Here is a 19,882-nt window from a genome sequence, read left to right as displayed (position 1 = left end):
GATGGGTAACACCGTTCACTCAAAGAGCGTTAAGTGGTCGGTGTTACCCCAGGGCCGGGTGCCGCAAAACGGGGATGCTAACTGACAGAGCAGATCAGGTTTCCGGCATGGCAGAGGAGTGGTGGGTGGAAATTTTCCACTGAGCGCCATCCCAGGCATAAGTAAAAGTATAACGTGCTGAAATTTTTGAATTATCCGCGAAGGTAAAGGTATATGTTCCGGCGTCTACGGCTTTATTACAGCCCAGACGAATAGTCCGGCTATCGATGTTGCCAACGGGTTTTTTCGCCAGAAATTTCTCAAAATAATCAAGCCGTTCTGCTTCCGTCAGGCGCACTTTATTGGATGCTGTAGGCAATAAAACGGCATCACTTAGATAATTATCCGTGACCTTTTTTGCTTCTCCCGTTTTTAAAGCGCTGTTCCATCTCTCAAAGAGTCCTTCAATCTGCAGCCTGTCGGCCTTAACGCAGTGGGAGGCGGTGGTGGCCCACGCCGGTGCCGCGATCAGCATTAACGAGCCAACAATTCCAATGGTTCTTTTCATCTTCATTCCTTTAGGCAGGGGGGATCCTGCGGTAAGAAGTATCAGTGATAACCAACAGAAACAATATCAAACTTATATAGTTACACTTATTTACCATGACTGAATAATCCTTTCAAAGCCAGGGGTTACTTCTCGGGAAAAGAGATACGCCACGATGTCTAAAGCACAAAAAAGCCCCATCAGAAATGATGGGGCTTGGAATTGTGTCATCGCCAGTTAATGATTATGCGGCTTCAACCTTTCTGTGCTTTTCCGGCACTTTCACCGGCTGTGTCGCCAGCGCCTCCGGATCAAACTCATCGACGTTGATGCTGCGCAGGCGGCTGGTTTCGGCTTTGGTCAGGATTGCCGCTTCATCGGCATTTATCTTGCCTTCGCCCAGCAATTGCTTCGCCAGCTCATCCAGGCGAGTAAACGGCAGGTTGCGGCCCAGTTCTTTGCAGATGCGCAGGTGAATTGGCTCGGCGGCCATAATATCCAGCAGGGCGGCTTCCAGCAGGCCAGCCGGGTTATGCTCGCTTGGCGTCAGGTACTGGCCGCGACCAATACGCGTACGGGTCGCGGAGGGAACCTGCATGATTTTCGCCAGTTTATGATCCAGCACATCTGATGGCGCATCGTAACAGCGGCCCAGCGGGAAGATAAACAGCCGCAGCGTACCGGCAACAAAACGATTCGGGAAGTTACGCAGCAGATCGTCAATCGCCTGTTCTGCCTGATACAACGCATCCTGTACGCCCCAATGCACCAGCGGTAGATCGGCTTCGTTACGGCCTTCATCTTCGTAGCGTTTCAGTACCGCAGTGGCCAGATACAGCTGACTCAGAACATCACCCAGGCGAGCCGAGATGCGCTCACGGCGCTTCAGGCTGCCGCCCAGCACGGCCATAGACACATCCGACAGCAGCGCCAGGTTTGCGCTCAGGCGGTTCAGGTACTGATAGTAGCGTTTCGTGGCATCGCGTGTTGGTGTACTGCTTCCCAGGCCGTTGGTCAGGCCCAGCCACAGGCTGCGCATTTTGTTACTGCCCACGTGGCCGATGTGTTTAAACAGCAGCTTGTCGAAGGCATTCACGTCGTTATTCTGCGCCGCAGCCATCTCTTCCAGCACGTATGGATGGCAGCGAATAGCCCCCTGTCCGAAGATGATCATGCTACGGGTCAGAATGTTGGCCCCTTCAACGGTGATGGCAATCGGCGCGCCCTGGTAGGCACGGGCCACGAAGTTTCCGTCACCAAGCATAATGCCTTTACCGCCGACAATGTCCATTGCATCAAGAATGGCGCGCTGGCCGCGGTGGGTACAATGGTATTTCACGATGGCCGACAGCACGGCCGGTTTTTCGCCGAGCACAATGCCGTAGGTAATCAACGACGCGGCAGCATCCATCACATAAGCGTTACCCGCAATACGTGCCAGCGGCTCTTCAATCCCTTCCATTTTCCCGATAGAGATTTTGAACTGACGGCGAATGTGGGCGTAAGCGCCCGTGGCCATTGCAACCGATTTCAGGCCGCCGGTTGCGTTAGACGGCAGGGTGATGCCGCGGCCAACCGACAGGCATTCAACCAGCATGCGCCAGCCCTGACCGGCCATTTTCGGGCCACCGATAATAAAGTCGATGGGCACAAAAATGTCTTTCCCACGGGTTGGGCCGTTCTGGAACGGTACGTTGAGTGGGAAGTGGCGTTTGCCGATTTCCACGCCCGGGGTATGGGTTGGGATCAACGCACAGGTAATGCCGAGGTCCTCTTCGCCGCCGAGCAGGCGTTTCGGGTCAGACAGTTTAAACGCCAGGCCCAGTACGGTAGCGATAGGCGCCAGCGTAATATAGCGTTTGTTCCAGGTCAGGCGCATGCCGAGTACCTGTTCGCCCTGCCATTCACCCATGCAGACAACGCCGCTGTCCGGAATCGCACCAGCATCGGAGCCAGCTTCCGGGCTGGTCAACGCGAAGCAAGGGATCTCAAGCCCGCGCGCCAGGCGTGGCAGATAGTGATCTTTTTGTTCTTCGGTACCGTAGTGCTGCAGCAGTTCGCCCGGGCCTAAGGAGTTAGGCACGCCAACGGTGATCGCCAGGATCCCGGAAACGCCGGACAGTTTTTGCAGCACGCGAGCCTGAGCATAGGCAGAGAACTCAAGGCCGCCGTACTCTTTCTTGATGATCATCGCGAAGAAACGATGCTCTTTCAGGTAGGCCCACAGTTCCGGCGGCAGATCGGCCAGTTCGTGGGTTATCTGGAAGTCGTTTGCCATGCGGCAGGCTTCTTCTACCGGGCCATCAATAAACGCTTGTTCCTCTTCGGTCAGCTTTGGCTGCGGGTAGTTATGCAACTTTTCCCAGTCAGGCTTACCGCGGAACAGATCGCCTTCCCACCAGGTCGTCCCGGCATCAATGGCTTCTTTTTCCGTGCGCGACATCGGCGGCATGACTTTACGGAAGCCGCGGAACACCGGGGCGGAGATCAGGGATTTACGCAGCGGAGTAAAGATAAGCGGCAGCAGAATAACGGCCAGCGGCACCAGAACCCAGAAGGACCAGATCTTGGCGGCGCCCAGGGCGGCGGTCCAGGCCAGGAGAATCACGCTGCTAAGCAGCAAATTAGCCTGGTGATAGAACAGCACACCCAGCAGAACGAGAGTAAGGACAATACTTAAAATCAACATAAAGAAAGCTCCCTTGCTTGTAGGAGGTCTGACCACTTGTGATGTATTGGTTGTAGTGGATGTTGCTTTTTTTATCAATGCGTTTACAAAATAATTACAACCTTGCTCACATTGTTGCCGCACATTGAGGGAAAAGCCCGGCTAAACCCGCGGGGTTACGCTTCTCGCTTTCGGCGCTATCCGGTACACTGCCGGAGGTGAAATTCAATCAAACCTCAAGGACCTCCTCATGTACCAGGATCTTATTCGTAGTGAGCTAAATGAAGCGGCGGAAACGCTGACTAACTTCCTTAAGGATGAAGCAAATATTCATGCCATCCAGCGCGCAGCGGTGCTGCTGGCAGACAGTTTCAAAGCGGGCGGTAAAGTTCTGTCCTGCGGGAACGGCGGCTCTCATTGTGATGCGATGCACTTCGCTGAAGAGCTGACTGGCCGCTACCGTGAGAACCGCCCGGGCTACCCGGCGATCGCGATTTCTGACGTTAGCCACATCTCCTGCGTCAGCAACGACTTTGGCTACGACTATGTGTTCTCTCGCTACGTTGAAGCGGTTGGCCGTGAAGGTGATGTGCTGCTGGGGATTTCGACTTCCGGCAACTCCGGCAACATTATTAAGGCGATTGAGGCTGCCCGTGAGAAAGGGATGAAAGTGATTACCCTGACCGGGAAAGACGGCGGCAAAATGGCCGGCACGGCGGATATTGAAATTCGTGTGCCGCACTTTGGCTACGCGGACCGCATTCAGGAAATTCACATCAAAGTGATCCACATCCTGATTCAGTTAATCGAAAAAGAAATGGTTAAAGCTTAGCCCGAAATGTCCTCTGCTCTTTCCGGGCAGAGGCATTCGTTGTGGGAGAGAAAAGATGTGCGAACTGCTCGGGATGAGTGCCAACGTACCGACGGATATCTGCTTTAGTTTTACCGGACTGGTGCAGCGCGGGGGCGGAACTGGCCCCCATAAAGACGGCTGGGGTATTACCTTCTACGAAGGGAAAGGCTGTCGCACTTTTAAAGATCCGCAGCCGAGCTTCAACTCGCCCATCGCCCGTCTCGTCCAGGACTACCCGATTAAATCCTGCTCGGTTATTGCGCACATTCGCCAGGCTAATCGTGGCAAGGTCGCGCTGGAAAATACCCATCCGTTTACCCGCGAGCTGTGGGGCCGTAACTGGACCTATGCCCACAACGGGCAGCTGAAAGGCTACCGCTCGTTGGATACAGGGGCGTTTCGTCCGATCGGGGAAACCGACAGCGAGCAGGCGTTTTGCTGGCTGCTGCATAAGCTCACGCAGCGTTACCCGCGCACGCCGGGCAATATGGAAGCGGTATTCCGTTACATTACTGAACTGGGTGCGGAGCTAAGAGAGAAGGGCGTGTTTAACATGCTGCTTTCGGACGGGCGCTACGTGATGGCGTTCTGCTCGACAAACCTGTTCTGGATTACGCGCAGAGCACCGTTTGGCGTGGCGAAACTGTTGGACCAGGATGTGGAAATCGACTTTCAGGAAGAGACCACACCGAACGATGTGGTCACGGTCATTGCCACTCAGCCGCTGACCGCCAACGAAACCTGGCACAAAATTGAGCCAGGCAAGTCGGCGTTATTTTGCCTCGGTGAGCTTATAGTTTGAGACCAGCTGTGGCTGTATCGGGGTCGCCACGGCAGGTTTGCTAATCACGTAGTTACCGCTGACTACCGCAACATTCGGTGGTTGGTGGTTAGCTGCGAAGTAGTCATACCCCGGCTTCAGCCCTTTCCAGAAGTTAATATAGGTAGAGTATTTGTGGCGTTCCATATTGGCATCGGTCATGCGGAACGGGAAGATACTCACCTGAACGCGCGGCTGACCAAACACTAAAGCACCGGTCACAAACTGGAAAATCTCGTCAATGCCGGAGTCGGTCATGGCGTAGCAGCCAATCGACACGCAGGCGCCGTGGATCATCAGGTATTTCCCTTCATAACCGTGAGAACGGTCAAACTCATTCGGGAACCCGATATTGATAGCCTTATAGAAGCGGCTGTCCGGTTTTAGCTGACTGCGATCAACGCTGTAAAAACCTTCCGGGCTTTTAAAATCGCCCTGGCGCTGTTTTGGTCCCAGACCGCCGGAATAATTACAGATGCGATAGCTATTGAGCAGCTGATACTGCTCGCCCATCTTTACCCACAGTTCGAGGGTGCGTTCTTCTTTAAAGATTTGAATATAAACCGGGGATCCCATTAGCTGCTGTCTGCTATCTTTGCCGACAGGGGCGGCAACACCGCTGCTGCTAAGCAGGCTGGCGAAAGAGAAAAACGGCATAGAGAGCATCGCAATAATCAGTGCGATCTTACGCATACTGCTTGATTCCTTGATAAACCTGAGACTAACAGCCAGGACGGCTAAAGGGACCCGAAATCAGAAAATTCTGTACAGGATAGCGCTCACCTTAGCATCGTGGTTAATTTTCGCAAGCGGCAGTCTGGTGCGTTTACAAATTTTATTGGAGTCAACAGGAAGGTTGGCGCCAGTTAATGTTTTTCACCGCCGGAAGGTTTCCTGAATGATAAAATAACCTGTATACTTATCCAGTGTTGTTTTCGTGGTTGGGTGAGTATGCGCAAAATCATTCATGTCGATATGGACTGCTTTTTTGCTGCCGTAGAGATGCGTGATAATCCAGCCCTGCGTGATATTCCGCTGGCCATCGGTGGGAGCGCCCAGCGGCGCGGAGTGATCAGTACCGCCAACTATCCTGCGCGTAAATACGGCGTACACAGCGCAATGTCCACCGCGATGGCGCTGAAGCTTTGCCCTCATCTTACCTTACTGCCGGGGCGCTTTGACGCCTATAAAGAGGCGTCAAACCATATTCGCGAAATCTTCGCCCGCTACACTCCGCTGATTGAGCCACTGTCGCTGGATGAAGCTTATCTGGACGTGACCCGCAGCGAACACTGCCAGGGCTCAGCAACGTTGATTGCCCGAGACATCCGCCAGGCCATTTCCGACGAGCTCAACCTCACCGCCTCCGCCGGTATTGCGCCAATAAAGTTCCTTGCCAAAATCGCCTCCGACCTCAATAAACCGAACGGCCAGTACGTCATTACCCCGGAGCAGGTTCCGGTTTTCTTACAGACCTTGCCGCTGGGGAAAATTCCCGGTGTGGGTAAAGTGACGGCGGCCAAACTGGAAACCATTGGCTTACGCACCTGCGCGGACGTGCAAAATGCCGATCTGGCCATGTTGTTAAAGCGCTTTGGCAAGTTTGGCCGCGTGCTTTGGGAGCGTAGCCAGGGCATCGATGAACGGCAGATAAGCAGCGAGCGGCAAAGAAAGTCGGTTGGCGTGGAACGTACGCTGGCTGAAGACATTCATGAATGGCATGAATGCGAGGAAATTATCGAGCGGCTCTACCCGGAGTTGGAGAGAAGGTTGGCTAAAGAGCGTGCAGATCTGCGCATTGCCCGCCAGGGTATCAAGCTCAAATTTAATGATTTCCAGTTGACGACGCAGGAACACGTCTGGCCAACGCTAAATAAAGCCGATCTGATTGCTACCGCGCGTAAAACCTGGGAAGAGCGAAGAGGGGGACGTGGGGTCAGGCTGGTGGGGCTGCACGTGACTTTGCTCGATCCACAGCTCGAAAGGCAGCTGCTGCTGGGGCTGTAAACACGACTCTTATCCCGGCCTTCTCCCTGGAAGGGGTAAGGGGAAAAATAGGACCGTCACAGAAAGTAAGGCAGACAAAGAAAATCCCCTCTCCTTTTTAGGGAGAGGGTTAGGGTGAGGGTAAAACTTACTTCGCCGGAATGGCTTTCAGCAGCTCGGTCAGCAGCGTCCAGTAATGGCCGACGCTTTCAATGTGAACCTGCTCGTCCGGAGAGTGTGGGCCGGTAATGGTTGGCCCGATGGAAACCATGTCCATCTCCGGGTACGGTTTTTTGAACAGACCACATTCCAGACCCGCGTGGATAACCATAATGTTCGGCGTGGTGTTGAACAGTTTCTGGTAGGTTTCACGCACCAGGCCCATAACCGGAGAGTGAGCGTCCGGCTGCCAGCCAGGGTAGCTACCTTTGGCTACGGTTTTCGCGCCAGCAAGCGCGCCCAGCGACTCCAGCACGCTAACCACGTAGTCTTTACCGGAGTCGATCAGGGAACGAATCAGGCAGATGATTTCCGCACTGTCGTCGCTCATGGTCACGACGCCAGCATTCAGGGAGGTTTCTACCACGCCTTTCACCGCGTCAGAGTTGCGGATCACGCCGTTAGGCGTGGCGTTCAGCAGATGCAGGAAGGTATCGCGAGTTTTCGCGGTCAGCGCCTGTTTGTCGGAGCCTGTGGCTTCGACCAGCACGGTGATGTTTTTCTCTACCGCAGACAGCTCGTTTTTCAGGACCGCGAGGTAGTCGTTAGCCAGAGACTTCAGCTCTGCCGCTTTCGCTGCCGGTACGGCTAGCGTAGCGAAGGCTTCACGCGGGATAGCGTTACGCAGGGTGCCGCCGTTCAGATCCAGCAGGCGAGCATCAAGCTCTGCTGCATGAGCCAGCAGGAAGCGAGCCAGCAGTTTGTTGGCGTTGCCCAGGCCCAGGTGGATATCCGCGCCGGAGTGGCCGCCTTTCAACCCTTTAATGGTCAGCTTTAAGGTATCAAACCCGGCTGGAACCGCTTCACGCTGCAGCGGCAGCGTGGTGATGAAATCGATACCACCGGCGCAGCCCATATAGATCTCACCTTCCGTTTCGGAGTCGGTGTTGATCAGAATATCCGCCTGCAGCCAGCCTGCTTGCAGGCCGAACGCGCCGTCCATACCGGCTTCTTCCGTCATGGTCAGCAGCACTTCCAGCGGGCCGTGAACTACGCTGTCGTCAGCCAGTACCGCCAGGGCAGAAGCCATGCCGATGCCGTTATCTGCGCCCAGGGTGGTGCCGCGCGCTTTAACCCATTCACCGTCGATGTACGGCTGGATGGGGTCTTTCGTGAAGTCGTGAACGGTGTCGTTGTTTTTCTGCGGCACCATGTCGAGGTGTGCCTGCAGAACCACAGGTTTGCGGTTTTCCATACCCGCGGTTGCAGGTTTACGCATCAGGATGTTGCCGACCTGGTCGCGCTCTACGTGCAGGCCTTTTTCTTTTGCCCAGGACAGGATGTGTTCCGCCAGCGCTTCTTCATGATAGGACGGGTGCGGAATAGAACAGATTTTGGCAAAAATATCCCACAGCGGCTGCGGAGATAATTGAGACAATTCAGACACGTTGAGTCTCCCTGGAGTCATTTTTTTGGCTTACCGGCCACGATTTTGACCGGGTTCATTTACACCACAAGCACGGCTTGCGCGATGTCCTGAGAATACCACTTTCTTTTGTTGCGTGAAGGCTGAATACAAGCAAAATCGGCTGCCAGCGGCCCGCAACACTGGTTTTTAGTGCGTCAGATCTCTATAATCTCGCGCAACCAAAACCCCTTCGAATACTTTTTAAGCCGTTATTTACAGGCCGGGATACTTCACATGAGCGAAAAATACGTCGTCACCTGGGACATGTTGCAGATTCACGCCCGCAAACTGGCTCAGCGCCTGCTGCCAGCTGAACAGTGGAAAGGCATTATTGCCGTTAGCCGTGGTGGCCTGGTGCCGGGCGCGCTGCTGGCACGTGAACTGGGTATTCGTCATGTTGATACCGTTTGCATCTCCAGCTACGACCACGACAACCAGCGCGAGCTGACCGTGCTGAAGCGTGCGGAAGGTGACGGTGAAGGTTTCATCGTGATTGATGACCTGGTGGATACCGGTGGCACCGCGGTGGCGATTCGCGAAATGTATCCGAAAGCCCACTTCGTCACCATCTTCGCAAAACCAGCCGGCCAGCCGCTGGTGGATGATTACGTGATTGATATCCCGCAGGATACCTGGATTGAGCAGCCGTGGGATATGGGCGTGGTATTTGTGCCGCCGTTGGCTGGCCGTTAATCCCCGTCCCAAAGTTTTGCATTCTTTTACGCCCGGCATTGCCGGGCGTAATCGTTTTGACAAAGAGGAAAAAAACATGGTTTTTCCCTCTTTGTGGTTATCAGGCGAAAATCAAAAAAATTGATTTTCCTTGTTTATTGTTTTGTATCCTCTGTAGCTTCTTCACTTATTTGAGATTTGTCATTTATTTGGCCCCGGTACTGCCGGGCGTTTGTGTTATTTAGGCCGTATCAGGCTACAATAGCGACGTTTCTCGTATTCATGGAGGCAGTGAAACGATGTCGCAGGCCAACCTAAGCGAAACCCTCTTTAAGCCCAGATTCAAACACCCAGAGACTTCTACGCTGGTGCGTCGTGCTCGGCATACTGCGGCTCCGCCCATCCAGTCCGCGCTGGACGGTAAAAACGTTCCTCACTGGTACCGTATGATCAACCGTCTGATGTGGATTTGGCGCGGTGTTGATCCGCGTGAAATCCTCGAAGTTCAGGCGCGTATCGCCTGTACCGACGCCGAACGCACCAACGATGAACTGTTTGATACCGTGATGGGCTACCGCGGCGGCAACTGGATCTACGAATGGTCTAAGCAGGCAATGCTCTGGCAGCAGCGCGCGGGCCAGGAAACGGACGAAGAGAAAATCGGTAAATGCTGGCTGCAGGCGGCTAACCTTTATAGCATTGCGGCTTACCCGCACCTGAAAGGCGATGCGCTGGCCGAACAGGCACAGGTACTGGCTAACCGGGCTTATGAAGAGGCCGCGCCCCGGCTATCCGGTGGGCTACGCGAGCTTGAATTCCCGGTGACCGGCGGCGGCACCATCAGCGGCTTCCTGCATCTGCCTAAGCAGGGCGAAGGCCCATTCCCTACCGTGCTGATGTGCGGCGGTCTGGATGCCTTACAGAGCGATTATTACAGCCTGTTTGAAAAGTACTTTGCCCCGCAGGGCATCGCCATGCTAACTATCGACATGCCTTCTGTCGGTTTCTCTTCAAAGTGGAAACTGACCCAGGATTCGAGCCTGCTGCACCAGCACGTCCTGAAAGCCTTACCCAATATTCCGTGGGTTGACCATACGCGCGTGGCGGCGTTTGGCTTCCGCTTTGGCGCCAACGTCGCGGTGCGGCTGGCGTACCTCGAAGCGTCGCGCCTTAAAGCCGTGGCATGCCTCGGGCCGGTGGTTCACGCTCTGCTGAGCGACCCGCAGCGCCAGGCGAACGTGCCGGAAATGTACATTGACGTGCTGGCCAGCCGCCTCGGCATGACCAGTATTTCAGACAGTGCGTTAAGCGTGGAGCTGAACCGCTATTCCCTGAAAACCCAGGGCCTACTGGGCCGCCGCTGCCCAACGCCCATGCTTTCTGGTTTCTGGGAGAACGATCCGTTCAGCCCGGAAGAAGAGTCACGTTTAATCACGTCGTCATCTGTGGACGGCAAATTACTCCAGATCCCGTTTAACCCGGTGTATCAAAACTTTGACAAAGCGCTTAAAGAAATTACCAGCTGGGTGAAACAAAGATTACGTTAAATATTTGCTAAATTTTGGCGGTTTGCTAAAACAGTTGCTTCACAACAGGAGATCGTAATGACGTTACCGAGTGGACACCCGAAAAGTAGACTGATTCGAAAGTTCGCCGCGCTTGGCCCGTATATTCGGGAAGAGCAGTGTGAAGATAACCGCTTCTTCTTCGATTGCCTGGCAGTTTGCGTCAACGTAAAGCCTGCCCCGGAGAAGCGTGAGTTCTGGGGATGGTGGATGATACTGGAAGCCCAGGAAAAGCAGTTTACCTACACCTGGCAGTTCGGTCTGTTTGATAAAGACGGTAAATGGACGGCAACGCCGGCGAAAGACAAAGAAGTGGATGAAAAACTGGAGCAGACGCTGCGCGGTTTCCATGGACGCCTGAAAGATTTACTGGCCAGCCTTGAACTTGGGCTGGTCCCCGCCGAGGACTTTGCTGAAAAACAGTTAAAACTCTCCGCCTGAAAATAAAAAATCCCCGTCCGATGGCGGGGATTTTTTTGTCCGTAGTTTCGCGAATTAGAACTGGTAAACCAGGCCTACCGCAACCACGTCGTCGTTGTTCAGCTTCAGCTTGTTGTTATCGCTCAGCTGGTTGATTTTGTAATCAACGAAGGTGGACATGTTTTTGTTGAAGTAGTAGGTCGCCGCGACGTCGATGTATTTCACCAGATCCGCATCGCCCACGCCTTCAATGTCTTTCGCTTTCGACTGAACGTAACCGATGGATGGACGCAGGCCGAAGTCGAACTGGTACTGTGCGATGGCTTCGAACGCCTGGTTTTTGTTAGCAAAACCGCTCACTTTGGTGGACACGCCGTTGATAACGGAAGTCCCGCTCAGCACGGTCATGTTGCTGGTTTCAGCGTAGATAGCGGCCAGATAAACGTTGTTTTTATCGTATTTCAGGCCGGTGGTCCAGGCTTCAGCTTTGTCGCCTTTGCCAAACGCGGAGGCTTTCTGGTTGTTGGTACGGTTGGAGTTAGCGTACGCAGCGCCTACGGTCAGGCCGGTGTCAGCGATGTCATAGGACAGGCTGGAAGCGAAGCCGTCGCCGTTCTGCTTGGACGTGTCACGACCGTCGTTCTGGTTTTTGCCCTGATATTGCAGCGCCATCTTCAGGCCATCAACCAGACCGAAGAAGTTATTGTTACGGTAAGTGGCTAAGCCGTTAGCACGGCCGGTCATGAAGTTGTCGGTTTTAACGAAGGAGTCATCACCAAACTCAGGCATCATATCGGTGTAAGAGGCGACGTTATACAGCACGCCGTAGTTACGACCGTAGTCAAAGGAGCCGAAGTTACCGGCCTTCAGGCCAGCAAATGCCAGACGGGTTTTCGCGGTGTTTGGGTCACCTTCAACTTTGTTTGCAGCCAGCTGGTATTCCCACTGACCAAAACCGGTCAGCTGGTCGTTGATCTGGGTTTCACCTTTAAAGCCAAAACGAGCGTAGGACTGGTCACCGTCAACGCTGCTGTTATCGCTCATGTAGTGCTCAGCTTTCACGCGTCCGTACAGATCCAGCTTGTTGCCGTTTTTGTTGTAAACTTCGGCTGCCTGAGACGCGGAAGCCGCCACGATGCCCATTACCACTAATGCCAGTGTGCTCTTTTTCATTTGTTATCCCAAGAATGATGAAAGCTTGCAAAATTGTTCCAGGAGTCGGGCTCCCGTTAAAAACAGGAAGGGTTTTATCGTTCTCAGATTAAAGATTTATGACAATTTAGGAGAAAGTTTAAATAAACGTAATAAAGTTTAAATGTCATAAAACTGTAAAATATATCCGCTATTTTCAGCGATCCTTTTTCTCTTATTAGCCCTTTTCCCACGCCGCCTGTTGGCAAGCCGCGCGACTCCTGTTACAACGTCATCTGGCTTTTTAATTTCCCCCATTTTTGTTGAAACGGCAGAGAATCATGAGTGACAGCCAGACGCTGGTGGTAAAACTAGGCACCAGCGTATTAACCGGTGGCTCCCGCCGCCTGAACCGCGCCCATATTGTTGAACTGGTTCGCCAGTGTGCCCAGCTGCACGCGGCGGGGCATCGTATTGTGATTGTGACCTCCGGGGCGATTGCCGCCGGACGTGAACACCTTGGCTACCCCGAACTCCCCGCCACCATCGCGTCCAAGCAGCTGCTGGCCGCGGTAGGGCAGAGCCGTCTGATCCAGCTTTGGGAACAGCTGTTTTCTATTTACGGCATTCACGTCGGCCAGATGCTGCTGACCCGCGCCGATATGGAAGACCGCGAACGCTTCCTTAATGCCCGCGACACGCTCAGAGCGCTGTTAGATAACAACATTGTGCCGGTCATTAATGAAAACGACGCCGTGGCGACGGCGGAAATCAAAGTCGGCGATAACGACAACCTTTCCGCGCTGGCGGCGATTCTGGCCGGGGCCGATAAGCTGCTGCTGCTAACAGACCAGCAGGGCCTGTACACCGCTGACCCGCGTAACAACCCGGAAGCGGAATTGATCAAAGAAGTGCACGGCATTGACGATGCGCTGCGCGCCATCGCGGGCGACAGTGTCTCCGGCCTTGGCACCGGCGGCATGGGCACGAAACTTCAGGCTGCGGACGTTGCCTGCCGCGCGGGTATCGACGTGATCATCGCCGCAGGCAGCAAGCCTGGCGTCATCGGCGACGTGATGGCCGGTAACTCCGTCGGTACGCGCTTCCACGCGCAGCAGTCTCCGCTGGAAAACCGCAAACGCTGGATCTTTGGCGCCCCGCCTGCCGGTGAGATCACCGTGGATGACGGCGCGCTGTCCGCTATTCTGGAACGCGGTAGCTCATTGCTGCCAAAAGGCATTAAAAGCGTGAGCGGCAACTTCTCCCGCGGCGAGGTTATCCGCATTCGTAGCCTGGAAGGGCGCGACATCGCCCACGGCGTTTGCCGCTACAACAGCGACGCGCTGCGCCGTATTGCCGGGCATCACTCCCAGCAAATCGACGAAATCCTCGGCTATGAATACGGCCCGGTGGCCGTGCATCGCGACGACATGATTGTTAATTAAGGAGCAGGTAAATGCTTGAACAAATGGGCAAAGCGGCAAAAGAGGCCTCTTACCAGCTGGCACTGCTCTCCGGCCGTGAGAAGAACCGCGTGCTGGAAAAAATTGCCGACTCTCTCGAAGCGCAGGCAGAACAGATCCTGACCGCGAACCAGCAGGACGTAGACGAGGCGCGTAAAAACGGCCTCAGCGAAGCCATGCTTGACCGCCTGCAGCTCACTCCGGCCCGCCTGAAAGGCATCGCCGACGACGTGCGCCAGGTGTGCAACCTCGCCGACCCGGTAGGGCAGGTTATCGACGGCGGGCTGCTGGACAGCGGGCTGCGCATCGAGCGCCGCCGCGTGCCGCTCGGCGTGGTGGGCGTGATTTATGAAGCGCGCCCGAACGTCACCGTAGACGTAGCGTCGCTGTGCCTGAAAACCGGCAACGCAGCCATTCTGCGCGGTGGAAAAGAAACCTGGCGCACCAACAACGCCACGGTGGCGGTGATCCAGCAGGCGCTGGAAGAGTGCGGCCTGCCAAAGGCGGCGGTACAGGCGATTGAAAACCCTGACCGTGCGCTGGTGACCGAGATGCTGCGCCTCGATCGCTACATTGACATGCTGATCCCACGCGGTGGCGCGGGCCTGCATAAACTTTGCCGCGAACAGTCGACGATCCCGGTGATCACAGGCGGCATCGGCGTTTGCCACATCGTGGTGGATGACACCGCCGAGTTTGAACCGGCGCTGAAAATCATCGTTAACGCCAAAACCCAGCGCCCGAGCACCTGCAACACGGTGGAAACGCTGCTGGTGCATCAGGCAATTGCCGACAGCTTCCTGCCTGCGCTGAGCAAGCAGATGGCCGAGTCCGGCGTGACGCTGCATGCCGACAAGAAATCGCTACCTGTGCTGCAAAACGGCCCGGCGGCGGTGGAAGCGGTGAAAGAGGCTGACTACAACGACGAATGGCTGTCGCTGCATCTTAACGTGAAAGTGGTGGCTGACCTGGACGACGCCATCGCCCATATTCGCGAGCACGGCACTCAGCATTCGGACGCTATCCTGACCCGCACGCTGCGCAACGCGAACCGCTTTATTAACGAAGTGGATTCCTCTGCCGTATACGTCAACGCCTCAACTCGCTTCACCGACGGCGGCCAGTTTGGCCTTGGCGCGGAAGTGGCGGTCAGCACCCAGAAGCTGCACGCTCGCGGCCCGATGGGGCTTGAAGCTTTAACCACCTACAAGTGGATCGGCTTCGGCGACGACACGATTCGTGCGTAATTGAAGCCGGGTGATGCAAAAACCAGCAGTCAGTTTGATAAGTGGTTGACGCATCACCCAATCTTCCTTACCCTTTTACACCGCAGTCACGCTCGTGGCGCGTCCTGAAAGCCGATATAGCTCAGTTGGTAGAGCAGCGCATTCGTAATGCGAAGGTCGTAGGTTCGACTCCTATTATCGGCACCAGTCAAGCATCTCTCAAAGTTTACTCAAGTTCACTAAAACCCTTTATAATCTGTACGTTCCAGTGACCTGCTCCCCATTGATTAACACTCCCCAATGTGAGCAATGTCTTCACTGCCAACGTGAGGACATCCCCATGAAAAGCGTTTTACCGACAGCCAGCGCATGGCCATTCTGAAGCAAGCCTCGGCTGGAACGCCGGTGGCATTGTAAATAGACCCGTTCTGGGGCTATGGGGCATCAGCCGCAGCGTCTATAATCCGGGCAGAGATTTGTTCTGCTAAAGCAGTGGCTAATCGTCTGTTGAGACAGCATAAAACCATGCGACATCCGGGTTCCTGGTTGCCGTGAGCGACCTACATTCACAAAGGTTAATATGAAACAAATTACGTTCAGCGATCTACAAAAACAAAGCGAGCAAGCCGCAAGCTCTCCTCGCTTACGTGCCAATCGTAATCTCCATCCTGAATTGAGCGATCCTGTTCAGCGCCTGGCTATTGCTATGGAACCGGGTACCTATGTTCGCCCTCACCGCCACCCGCACACGTTTGAGCTGCTGACATCCCTTAGCGGGCGCTTTTTGGTATTGCATTTTGATGACAAGGGCAACGTGACCCACCGCGCTGTGTTAGGTGAAGACTGCAAGGTGCTGGAGACGGAGGCCGGGACCTGGCATGCGGTGTTGTCGATGGATAAAGGTGGGGTTATTTTTGAGGTAAAACATGGGGCGTACCAGCCTGTAGCTGAGCAAGATATGGCCCCATGGGCACCCGCCGAAAACGAGGCGGGAACGGCTGAGCTGATGAAATGGTATGCCCTGGCGCAAGTGGGAGACGGCGGTTTTTCCCTGTAATATTACCGCACCCTCTCATACTCTTTCCTGGCCTGGCGAAATAAACGTAAAGCCGTATACAACGGCTTTAGCCCGTTCTTATCTCGTGTTTTCAACTTGACCCTGATTATGTCCGGATCATCTTCGGGGGCAGGATCAATTGTTATCCTTCAACCACGCCCATTCAGCCTGATAAATTGCGCGGATTAAATCCGGGCTGCCGTCACCGGGTGGTTCACGGGCAAGCTTATCGATCGCCGCAGGTTAATTCGTTCTGGCTGTGCATGACGAGATCGTGAGGTATGGCTTTAACCCTTTAGCCATGCCTCTTAATAGCGGTTACCTTCTTTTCTTAAATAGCATTGATCGAGTTTTGCCATCGTCTTATTAATACTATTTTTATAATTAATGCCCGGCGCTTTAAGTATGCAAAATACTATCCCGGCAGTATGAGATGTGGCCTTGCCCTGGGGGAGATACCACTCTCAGCCAGGCCTTCTGTTGGTTTATACTCTAACCCTCCTTTTGCTCCTCCCTGGAAATGCTAAAAATGCTTGATGATTTAACGTAGGATGTAGTAGCGGGTTGTTAGGGTGTTTCTATCCGAAATGAATGGTTGTGTTTTCATCACAAACGTTACTGAATCAATGCGCAATCTGCCAGTCAGGGCTGGTTCATTCTTTCTGCAATGTATTTATCCATTGCTTCAATCGCCTCTTTTTCTTTTATGGGTAACGCGATGATGTCTTTATTGGATAGTTCATTATTGTTTAGCATGTCGGCGACACATTGCTCCTGTTCCTCATTGAGGGTACTGACGGAGATAATGGCGTCAAAGTCATTCTCATAAATTTCAGCCCGAATCAGGCCATTTTTAAACATCCGATTGAGATTGTTGGTAATGGATAACCCACTGGCATTAATTCTGGCTAGCTCGGCGCTGTCATTTTCTGCTCTTGTGACGTGTTGCGCGAGGGACAGCATGGCCACATGAGAAAAGGTTTCTTCCTTTGAAAACCCCTGGTTCAGCGAAAGTAATGAAATACCTACGCCATAGGGCGTAAGTCGGTAACCCGCAACATTTAACGTATAGTCTATAAAACTAAGTTTATCATCAGAGCTGATTTTTGTGTTTTTCCTTATTATTCTTTTGAATGTAAATAACATAATTAAGACAATGACGACGCCCAATATGGCTATTGAAATAATTCCCGTGAATCTTTCCTGGGGTATATTCATTTAGTGGCTCCATGTGATTTACCTGCACGTTCTGTATGCTAATCGCTATTTGTTATTTTATGCAAGTGAGTTAGTGCAGTACCCGCCCTGTATACATTATTACGCCTGTTACGGTTAATTTATTGCGTTAAAGAATCAATTACGTTATCCCGTTTTATACTCTGCCGGGGCGGGCTGCGGTGAACCGGTAGGCTCATCTGTTCTTCCAGGTCTTCCGTTGTACCGGCGCTGGTTTGTCGCGAATGACCGGGGCATCACCCCACGCCCGGCGTCATTCCTGCCCGGTGGCGGGCAAGCTATTAACACGAGCATCGACAGCTTTATCACCAGCGCAAAGGTAAGTTATTTGCGGTGCATTAGATCAGTCATCCTGAGTAAAAATATTGAAGGGGCGAAAATTGACTAACGGGGATTATTTTAATAGTACGTTAGCCGCGGCGAGTCAAAAGAACGGGCCGGAATACAGGTTTTCCTCATTCTGGAATAACCTCCCGCAGCGCGCGTTAATCAAATCCCTTCCCCCATACAGATATTTCCCCCGTCAGGCTGGGCATATTCGTACCCCCCCGGCGTGTATTCTGCCCCGGCGATTAATAACAATAGTGAGACTAATTTTTCGCACTGATTAAAATGGAATCTGATTATGTCTATTATCCCCGTGCGCGGGATCCGCACCAGGATAACTGCTCGCCCGTTGCTGCTGGCTTTGTGCTGCGCCGCTGCGTTTCCGGTGGGCGCAGAGCAGGTGATGACCGTGACTGCGCCGGGAGAAGATCCGGGCATGCTGGTTACCTCAACTCAAACACCACGCCAGCCTGTTCCGGCCAGTGATGGGGCGGATTTACTGAAAACCATTCCCGGTTTTTCAATACTGCGTAGCGGTGGTAGCAATGGCGATCCGGTTCTACGCGGCATGTTCGGCTCGCGACTCAATATTCTGACCGATGGCGCCAGCATTCAGGGGGGCTGCGGCTCGCGGATGGATACGCCTACCGCCTATATCACACCTAAAAATTTCGATACCCTGACGGTTATCAAAGGGCCGCAAAGCGTAACGCACGGGCCGATGGCTCCGGCGGGAACGCTGTTGTTTGAACGCCAGCCGGAAGTCTTCAGCCAGCCGGGTATTAAAGGCTCCGTTGACCTCCTGCAGGGGGCGAATGGCCGCTCGGATCAAAATGTGAATACCGCCTTTGGCAACGACTCGGGCTATGTCCGTCTCGACGGCAGCCGCTCGGTGGCGGACGACTATCGCGACGGGCACGGCAACCGCGTTCCGGGCCTGTGGCGTAAATGGAACAGCGGCGTCACCGTTGGGCTGACGCCCGATGAAGATACCCTGGCAGAGCTGAGCGTCGGGGCCGGTGATGGCAAGGCGCGCTACGCCGGACGAATGATGGACGGCAGCCGTTTTTCCCGCAAAAGCGTCGCGCTGAAGCTTGAAAAATACGCCCTGAGCGATCGCCTGAGTAAAGTCAGCTGGCAGAGTTATTACAACGACACTGACCACATCATGGACAACTACAGCCTGCGCCAGCCGATGGGAGAAAAACGTAAAACGGAAGTCGGCGGCGTTACGATGGGCAGCCGCCTGAGCGGCGTCTGGGAAACGGAGTCCACACAGCTCACCGCCGGGACTGACGTTATGCGTAAAACCCACCGCAAGAAGAGTACCGCAGGCTGGCGCGATGATGCGCAGTTCACTCAGGCGGGGATTTTCGGCGAACTCCGCCAGACGTTGAGTGACAACGATAAGGCGATCGTTGGCGCGCGCCTGGACCGTATGCAGGCCGACGATAAGCGCTCACTTCAGCAGGCGTCGCGCATTAGCGTGCTGCCGGGGGCATTTATCCGCTATGAACATCAAATGCCTGATGCGCCGGTCATGCTCTATAGCGGCGTCGGCTATACCGAACGTTTCCCTGACTACTGGGAGCTGTTCTCCGGCAAAGCCGGGCAGGCCAATATCCACGAGCTAAAGAGCGAAAAAACGCTGCAGTGGGACAACGGCCTGATCTTTAAAGGTGAGAACGTCAGCGCCTGGGCTTCCGCCTATGTCGGCCGGGTGTCCGATTACATCCTGTTTGATTACAGTAAGTCACCGTCGCAGGCGAGCAATATCAACGCCGCCATTATGGGCGGTGAAGCGGGAGCGAACTGGCATTTTGCACCGCACTGGCTGCTGGAAAGTAGCCTGAGCTACGCCTGGGGAGAAAACCGTTCAGACGGGCAGGCGTTGCCGCAAATGCCGCCATTGGAAGGACGCGTAACGCTTAACTACAGGCAGGCGACATGGCGTACCGGCCTGATGTGGCGAGCCGTGGCTCCCCAGCATCGCGTTGCAGAAAATAAAGGCAATGTAACCGGGCAGGATCTTGGCAGCAGTGCAGGGTTTGGCGTGCTTGCCTGGAATGCGGATTATGACTTTAGCGATAGGCTAAAGATGAGCGTGGGTATTGATAACCTGCTTAACAAAGGCTACAGCGAGCATCTGAATCTGGCAGGGGCAAGCGAGTTTGGTTATGCCTCCAGGCAGCAGATTGCAGAGCCTGGCCGTACGTGGTGGCTGGAGCTGAATTACCATTTTTAAGTGAATTATCGTCAAAGAGAACGCTGCCTCTTATTTCCCCCAAAAACCGAGAGAGCGACT

Annotated in this window: 16 protein-coding genes and 1 tRNA gene; 11 read left to right on the top strand and 6 right to left on the bottom strand. The window is 54.2% G+C overall.

Annotated elements, in window-relative coordinates; translation table 11 throughout:
- Positions 1–94 precede the first annotated feature (94 nt).
- A complete protein-coding gene (locus VGM55_RS04210) occupies positions 95–547 on the bottom strand; it encodes an SgcJ/EcaC family oxidoreductase (protein WP_331634664.1) in 453 nt (150 codons plus the stop codon).
- Positions 548–770: 223 nt separating this feature from the next.
- The gene (fadE, locus tag VGM55_RS04205) at positions 771–3,215 is read right to left on the bottom strand and encodes an acyl-CoA dehydrogenase FadE (protein WP_331634662.1); all 2,445 of its coding nucleotides are present in this window, start codon (positions 3,213–3,215) and stop codon (positions 771–773) included.
- A 229-nt stretch (positions 3,216–3,444) separates the two neighbouring features.
- On the opposite strand from fadE, the gene lpcA reads away from it, so the two are divergent.
- Positions 3,445–4,026, top strand: coding sequence for a D-sedoheptulose 7-phosphate isomerase (gene lpcA / locus VGM55_RS04200; RefSeq protein ID WP_154188668.1), 582 nt, complete (start codon positions 3,445–3,447; stop codon positions 4,024–4,026).
- Between the two features lie 55 nt (positions 4,027–4,081).
- A complete protein-coding gene (locus tag VGM55_RS04195) occupies positions 4,082–4,849 on the top strand; it encodes a class II glutamine amidotransferase (protein WP_331634660.1) in 768 nt (255 codons plus the stop codon).
- On the opposite strand, the gene dpaA is transcribed toward VGM55_RS04195, so the two are convergent.
- On the bottom strand, positions 4,820–5,560 hold the full coding sequence (gene dpaA / locus VGM55_RS04190) for a peptidoglycan meso-diaminopimelic acid protein amidase (RefSeq protein ID WP_331634659.1): 741 nt from the start codon (positions 5,558–5,560) through the stop codon (positions 4,820–4,822). The two genes, VGM55_RS04195 and dpaA, sit on opposite strands and share 30 nt — an antisense overlap.
- Before the next feature lie 258 nt (positions 5,561–5,818).
- Here dpaA and dinB point away from each other — a divergent pair, with 258 nt between their 5' ends.
- Entirely contained in the window at positions 5,819–6,874 is a 1,056-nt protein-coding gene (dinB, locus tag VGM55_RS04185) for a DNA polymerase IV (RefSeq protein ID WP_154188665.1), read from the top strand.
- Between the two features lie 127 nt (positions 6,875–7,001).
- On the opposite strand, the gene pepD is transcribed toward dinB, so the two are convergent.
- Entirely contained in the window at positions 7,002–8,459 is a 1,458-nt protein-coding gene (gene pepD / locus VGM55_RS04180; protein WP_331634658.1) for a beta-Ala-His dipeptidase, read from the bottom strand.
- 255 nt (positions 8,460–8,714) lie between these two features.
- Here pepD and gpt point away from each other — a divergent pair, with 255 nt between their 5' ends.
- The 3 genes from gpt to crl all read left to right on the top strand — a co-directional run bounded on the left by gpt (position 8,715) and on the right by crl (position 11,158).
- Positions 8,715–9,173 carry a xanthine phosphoribosyltransferase gene (gpt, locus tag VGM55_RS04175; protein ID WP_008457349.1) on the top strand — a complete coding sequence of 153 codons (459 nt, stop codon included), beginning with the start codon at positions 8,715–8,717 and terminating at the stop codon, positions 9,171–9,173.
- Between the two features lie 278 nt (positions 9,174–9,451).
- The gene (gene frsA / locus VGM55_RS04170; RefSeq protein WP_154188663.1) at positions 9,452–10,699 is read left to right on the top strand and encodes an esterase FrsA; all 1,248 of its coding nucleotides are present in this window, start codon (positions 9,452–9,454) and stop codon (positions 10,697–10,699) included.
- 57 nt (positions 10,700–10,756) lie between these two features.
- Positions 10,757–11,158, top strand: coding sequence for a sigma factor-binding protein Crl (crl, locus tag VGM55_RS04165; protein ID WP_154188662.1), 402 nt, complete (start codon positions 10,757–10,759; stop codon positions 11,156–11,158).
- Between the two features lie 54 nt (positions 11,159–11,212).
- On the opposite strand, the gene VGM55_RS04160 is transcribed toward crl, so the two are convergent.
- The gene (locus VGM55_RS04160) at positions 11,213–12,310 is read right to left on the bottom strand and encodes a porin (RefSeq protein ID WP_154188661.1); all 1,098 of its coding nucleotides are present in this window, start codon (positions 12,308–12,310) and stop codon (positions 11,213–11,215) included.
- Between the two features lie 299 nt (positions 12,311–12,609).
- On the opposite strand from VGM55_RS04160, the gene proB reads away from it, so the two are divergent.
- The 4 genes from proB to VGM55_RS04140 all read left to right on the top strand — a co-directional run bounded on the left by proB (position 12,610) and on the right by VGM55_RS04140 (position 16,014).
- Positions 12,610–13,713: a glutamate 5-kinase gene (proB, locus tag VGM55_RS04155; protein ID WP_039290547.1), complete on the top strand. Its 1,104-nt coding sequence runs from the start codon at positions 12,610–12,612 to the stop codon at positions 13,711–13,713.
- Positions 13,714–13,724: 11 nt separating this feature from the next.
- A complete protein-coding gene (gene proA, locus VGM55_RS04150; protein ID WP_154188660.1) occupies positions 13,725–14,978 on the top strand; it encodes a glutamate-5-semialdehyde dehydrogenase in 1,254 nt (417 codons plus the stop codon).
- 110 nt (positions 14,979–15,088) lie between these two features.
- Positions 15,089–15,164: transfer RNA gene (locus VGM55_RS04145), tRNA-Thr, on the top strand.
- Between the two features lie 373 nt (positions 15,165–15,537).
- Positions 15,538–16,014 carry a WbuC family cupin fold metalloprotein gene (locus VGM55_RS04140; protein ID WP_331634656.1) on the top strand — a complete coding sequence of 159 codons (477 nt, stop codon included), beginning with the start codon at positions 15,538–15,540 and terminating at the stop codon, positions 16,012–16,014.
- Positions 16,015–16,656: 642 nt separating this feature from the next.
- Here VGM55_RS04140 and VGM55_RS04135 read toward each other — a convergent pair.
- A complete protein-coding gene (locus VGM55_RS04135; protein ID WP_154188658.1) occupies positions 16,657–17,232 on the bottom strand; it encodes a hypothetical protein in 576 nt (191 codons plus the stop codon).
- A gap of 643 nt (positions 17,233–17,875) precedes the next feature.
- On the opposite strand from VGM55_RS04135, the gene VGM55_RS04130 reads away from it, so the two are divergent.
- Positions 17,876–19,822 carry a TonB-dependent copper receptor gene (locus tag VGM55_RS04130; protein ID WP_154188657.1) on the top strand — a complete coding sequence of 649 codons (1,947 nt, stop codon included), beginning with the start codon at positions 17,876–17,878 and terminating at the stop codon, positions 19,820–19,822.
- Positions 19,823–19,882: the final 60 nt, after the last annotated feature.

This window comes from Cedecea sp. (assembly GCF_036500665.1).
GTDB lineage: Bacteria > Pseudomonadota > Gammaproteobacteria > Enterobacterales > Enterobacteriaceae > Cedecea.
The sequence above is the reverse complement of the archived record's forward strand: the minus strand, read 5'-3'. Positions and strand labels throughout refer to the sequence as shown.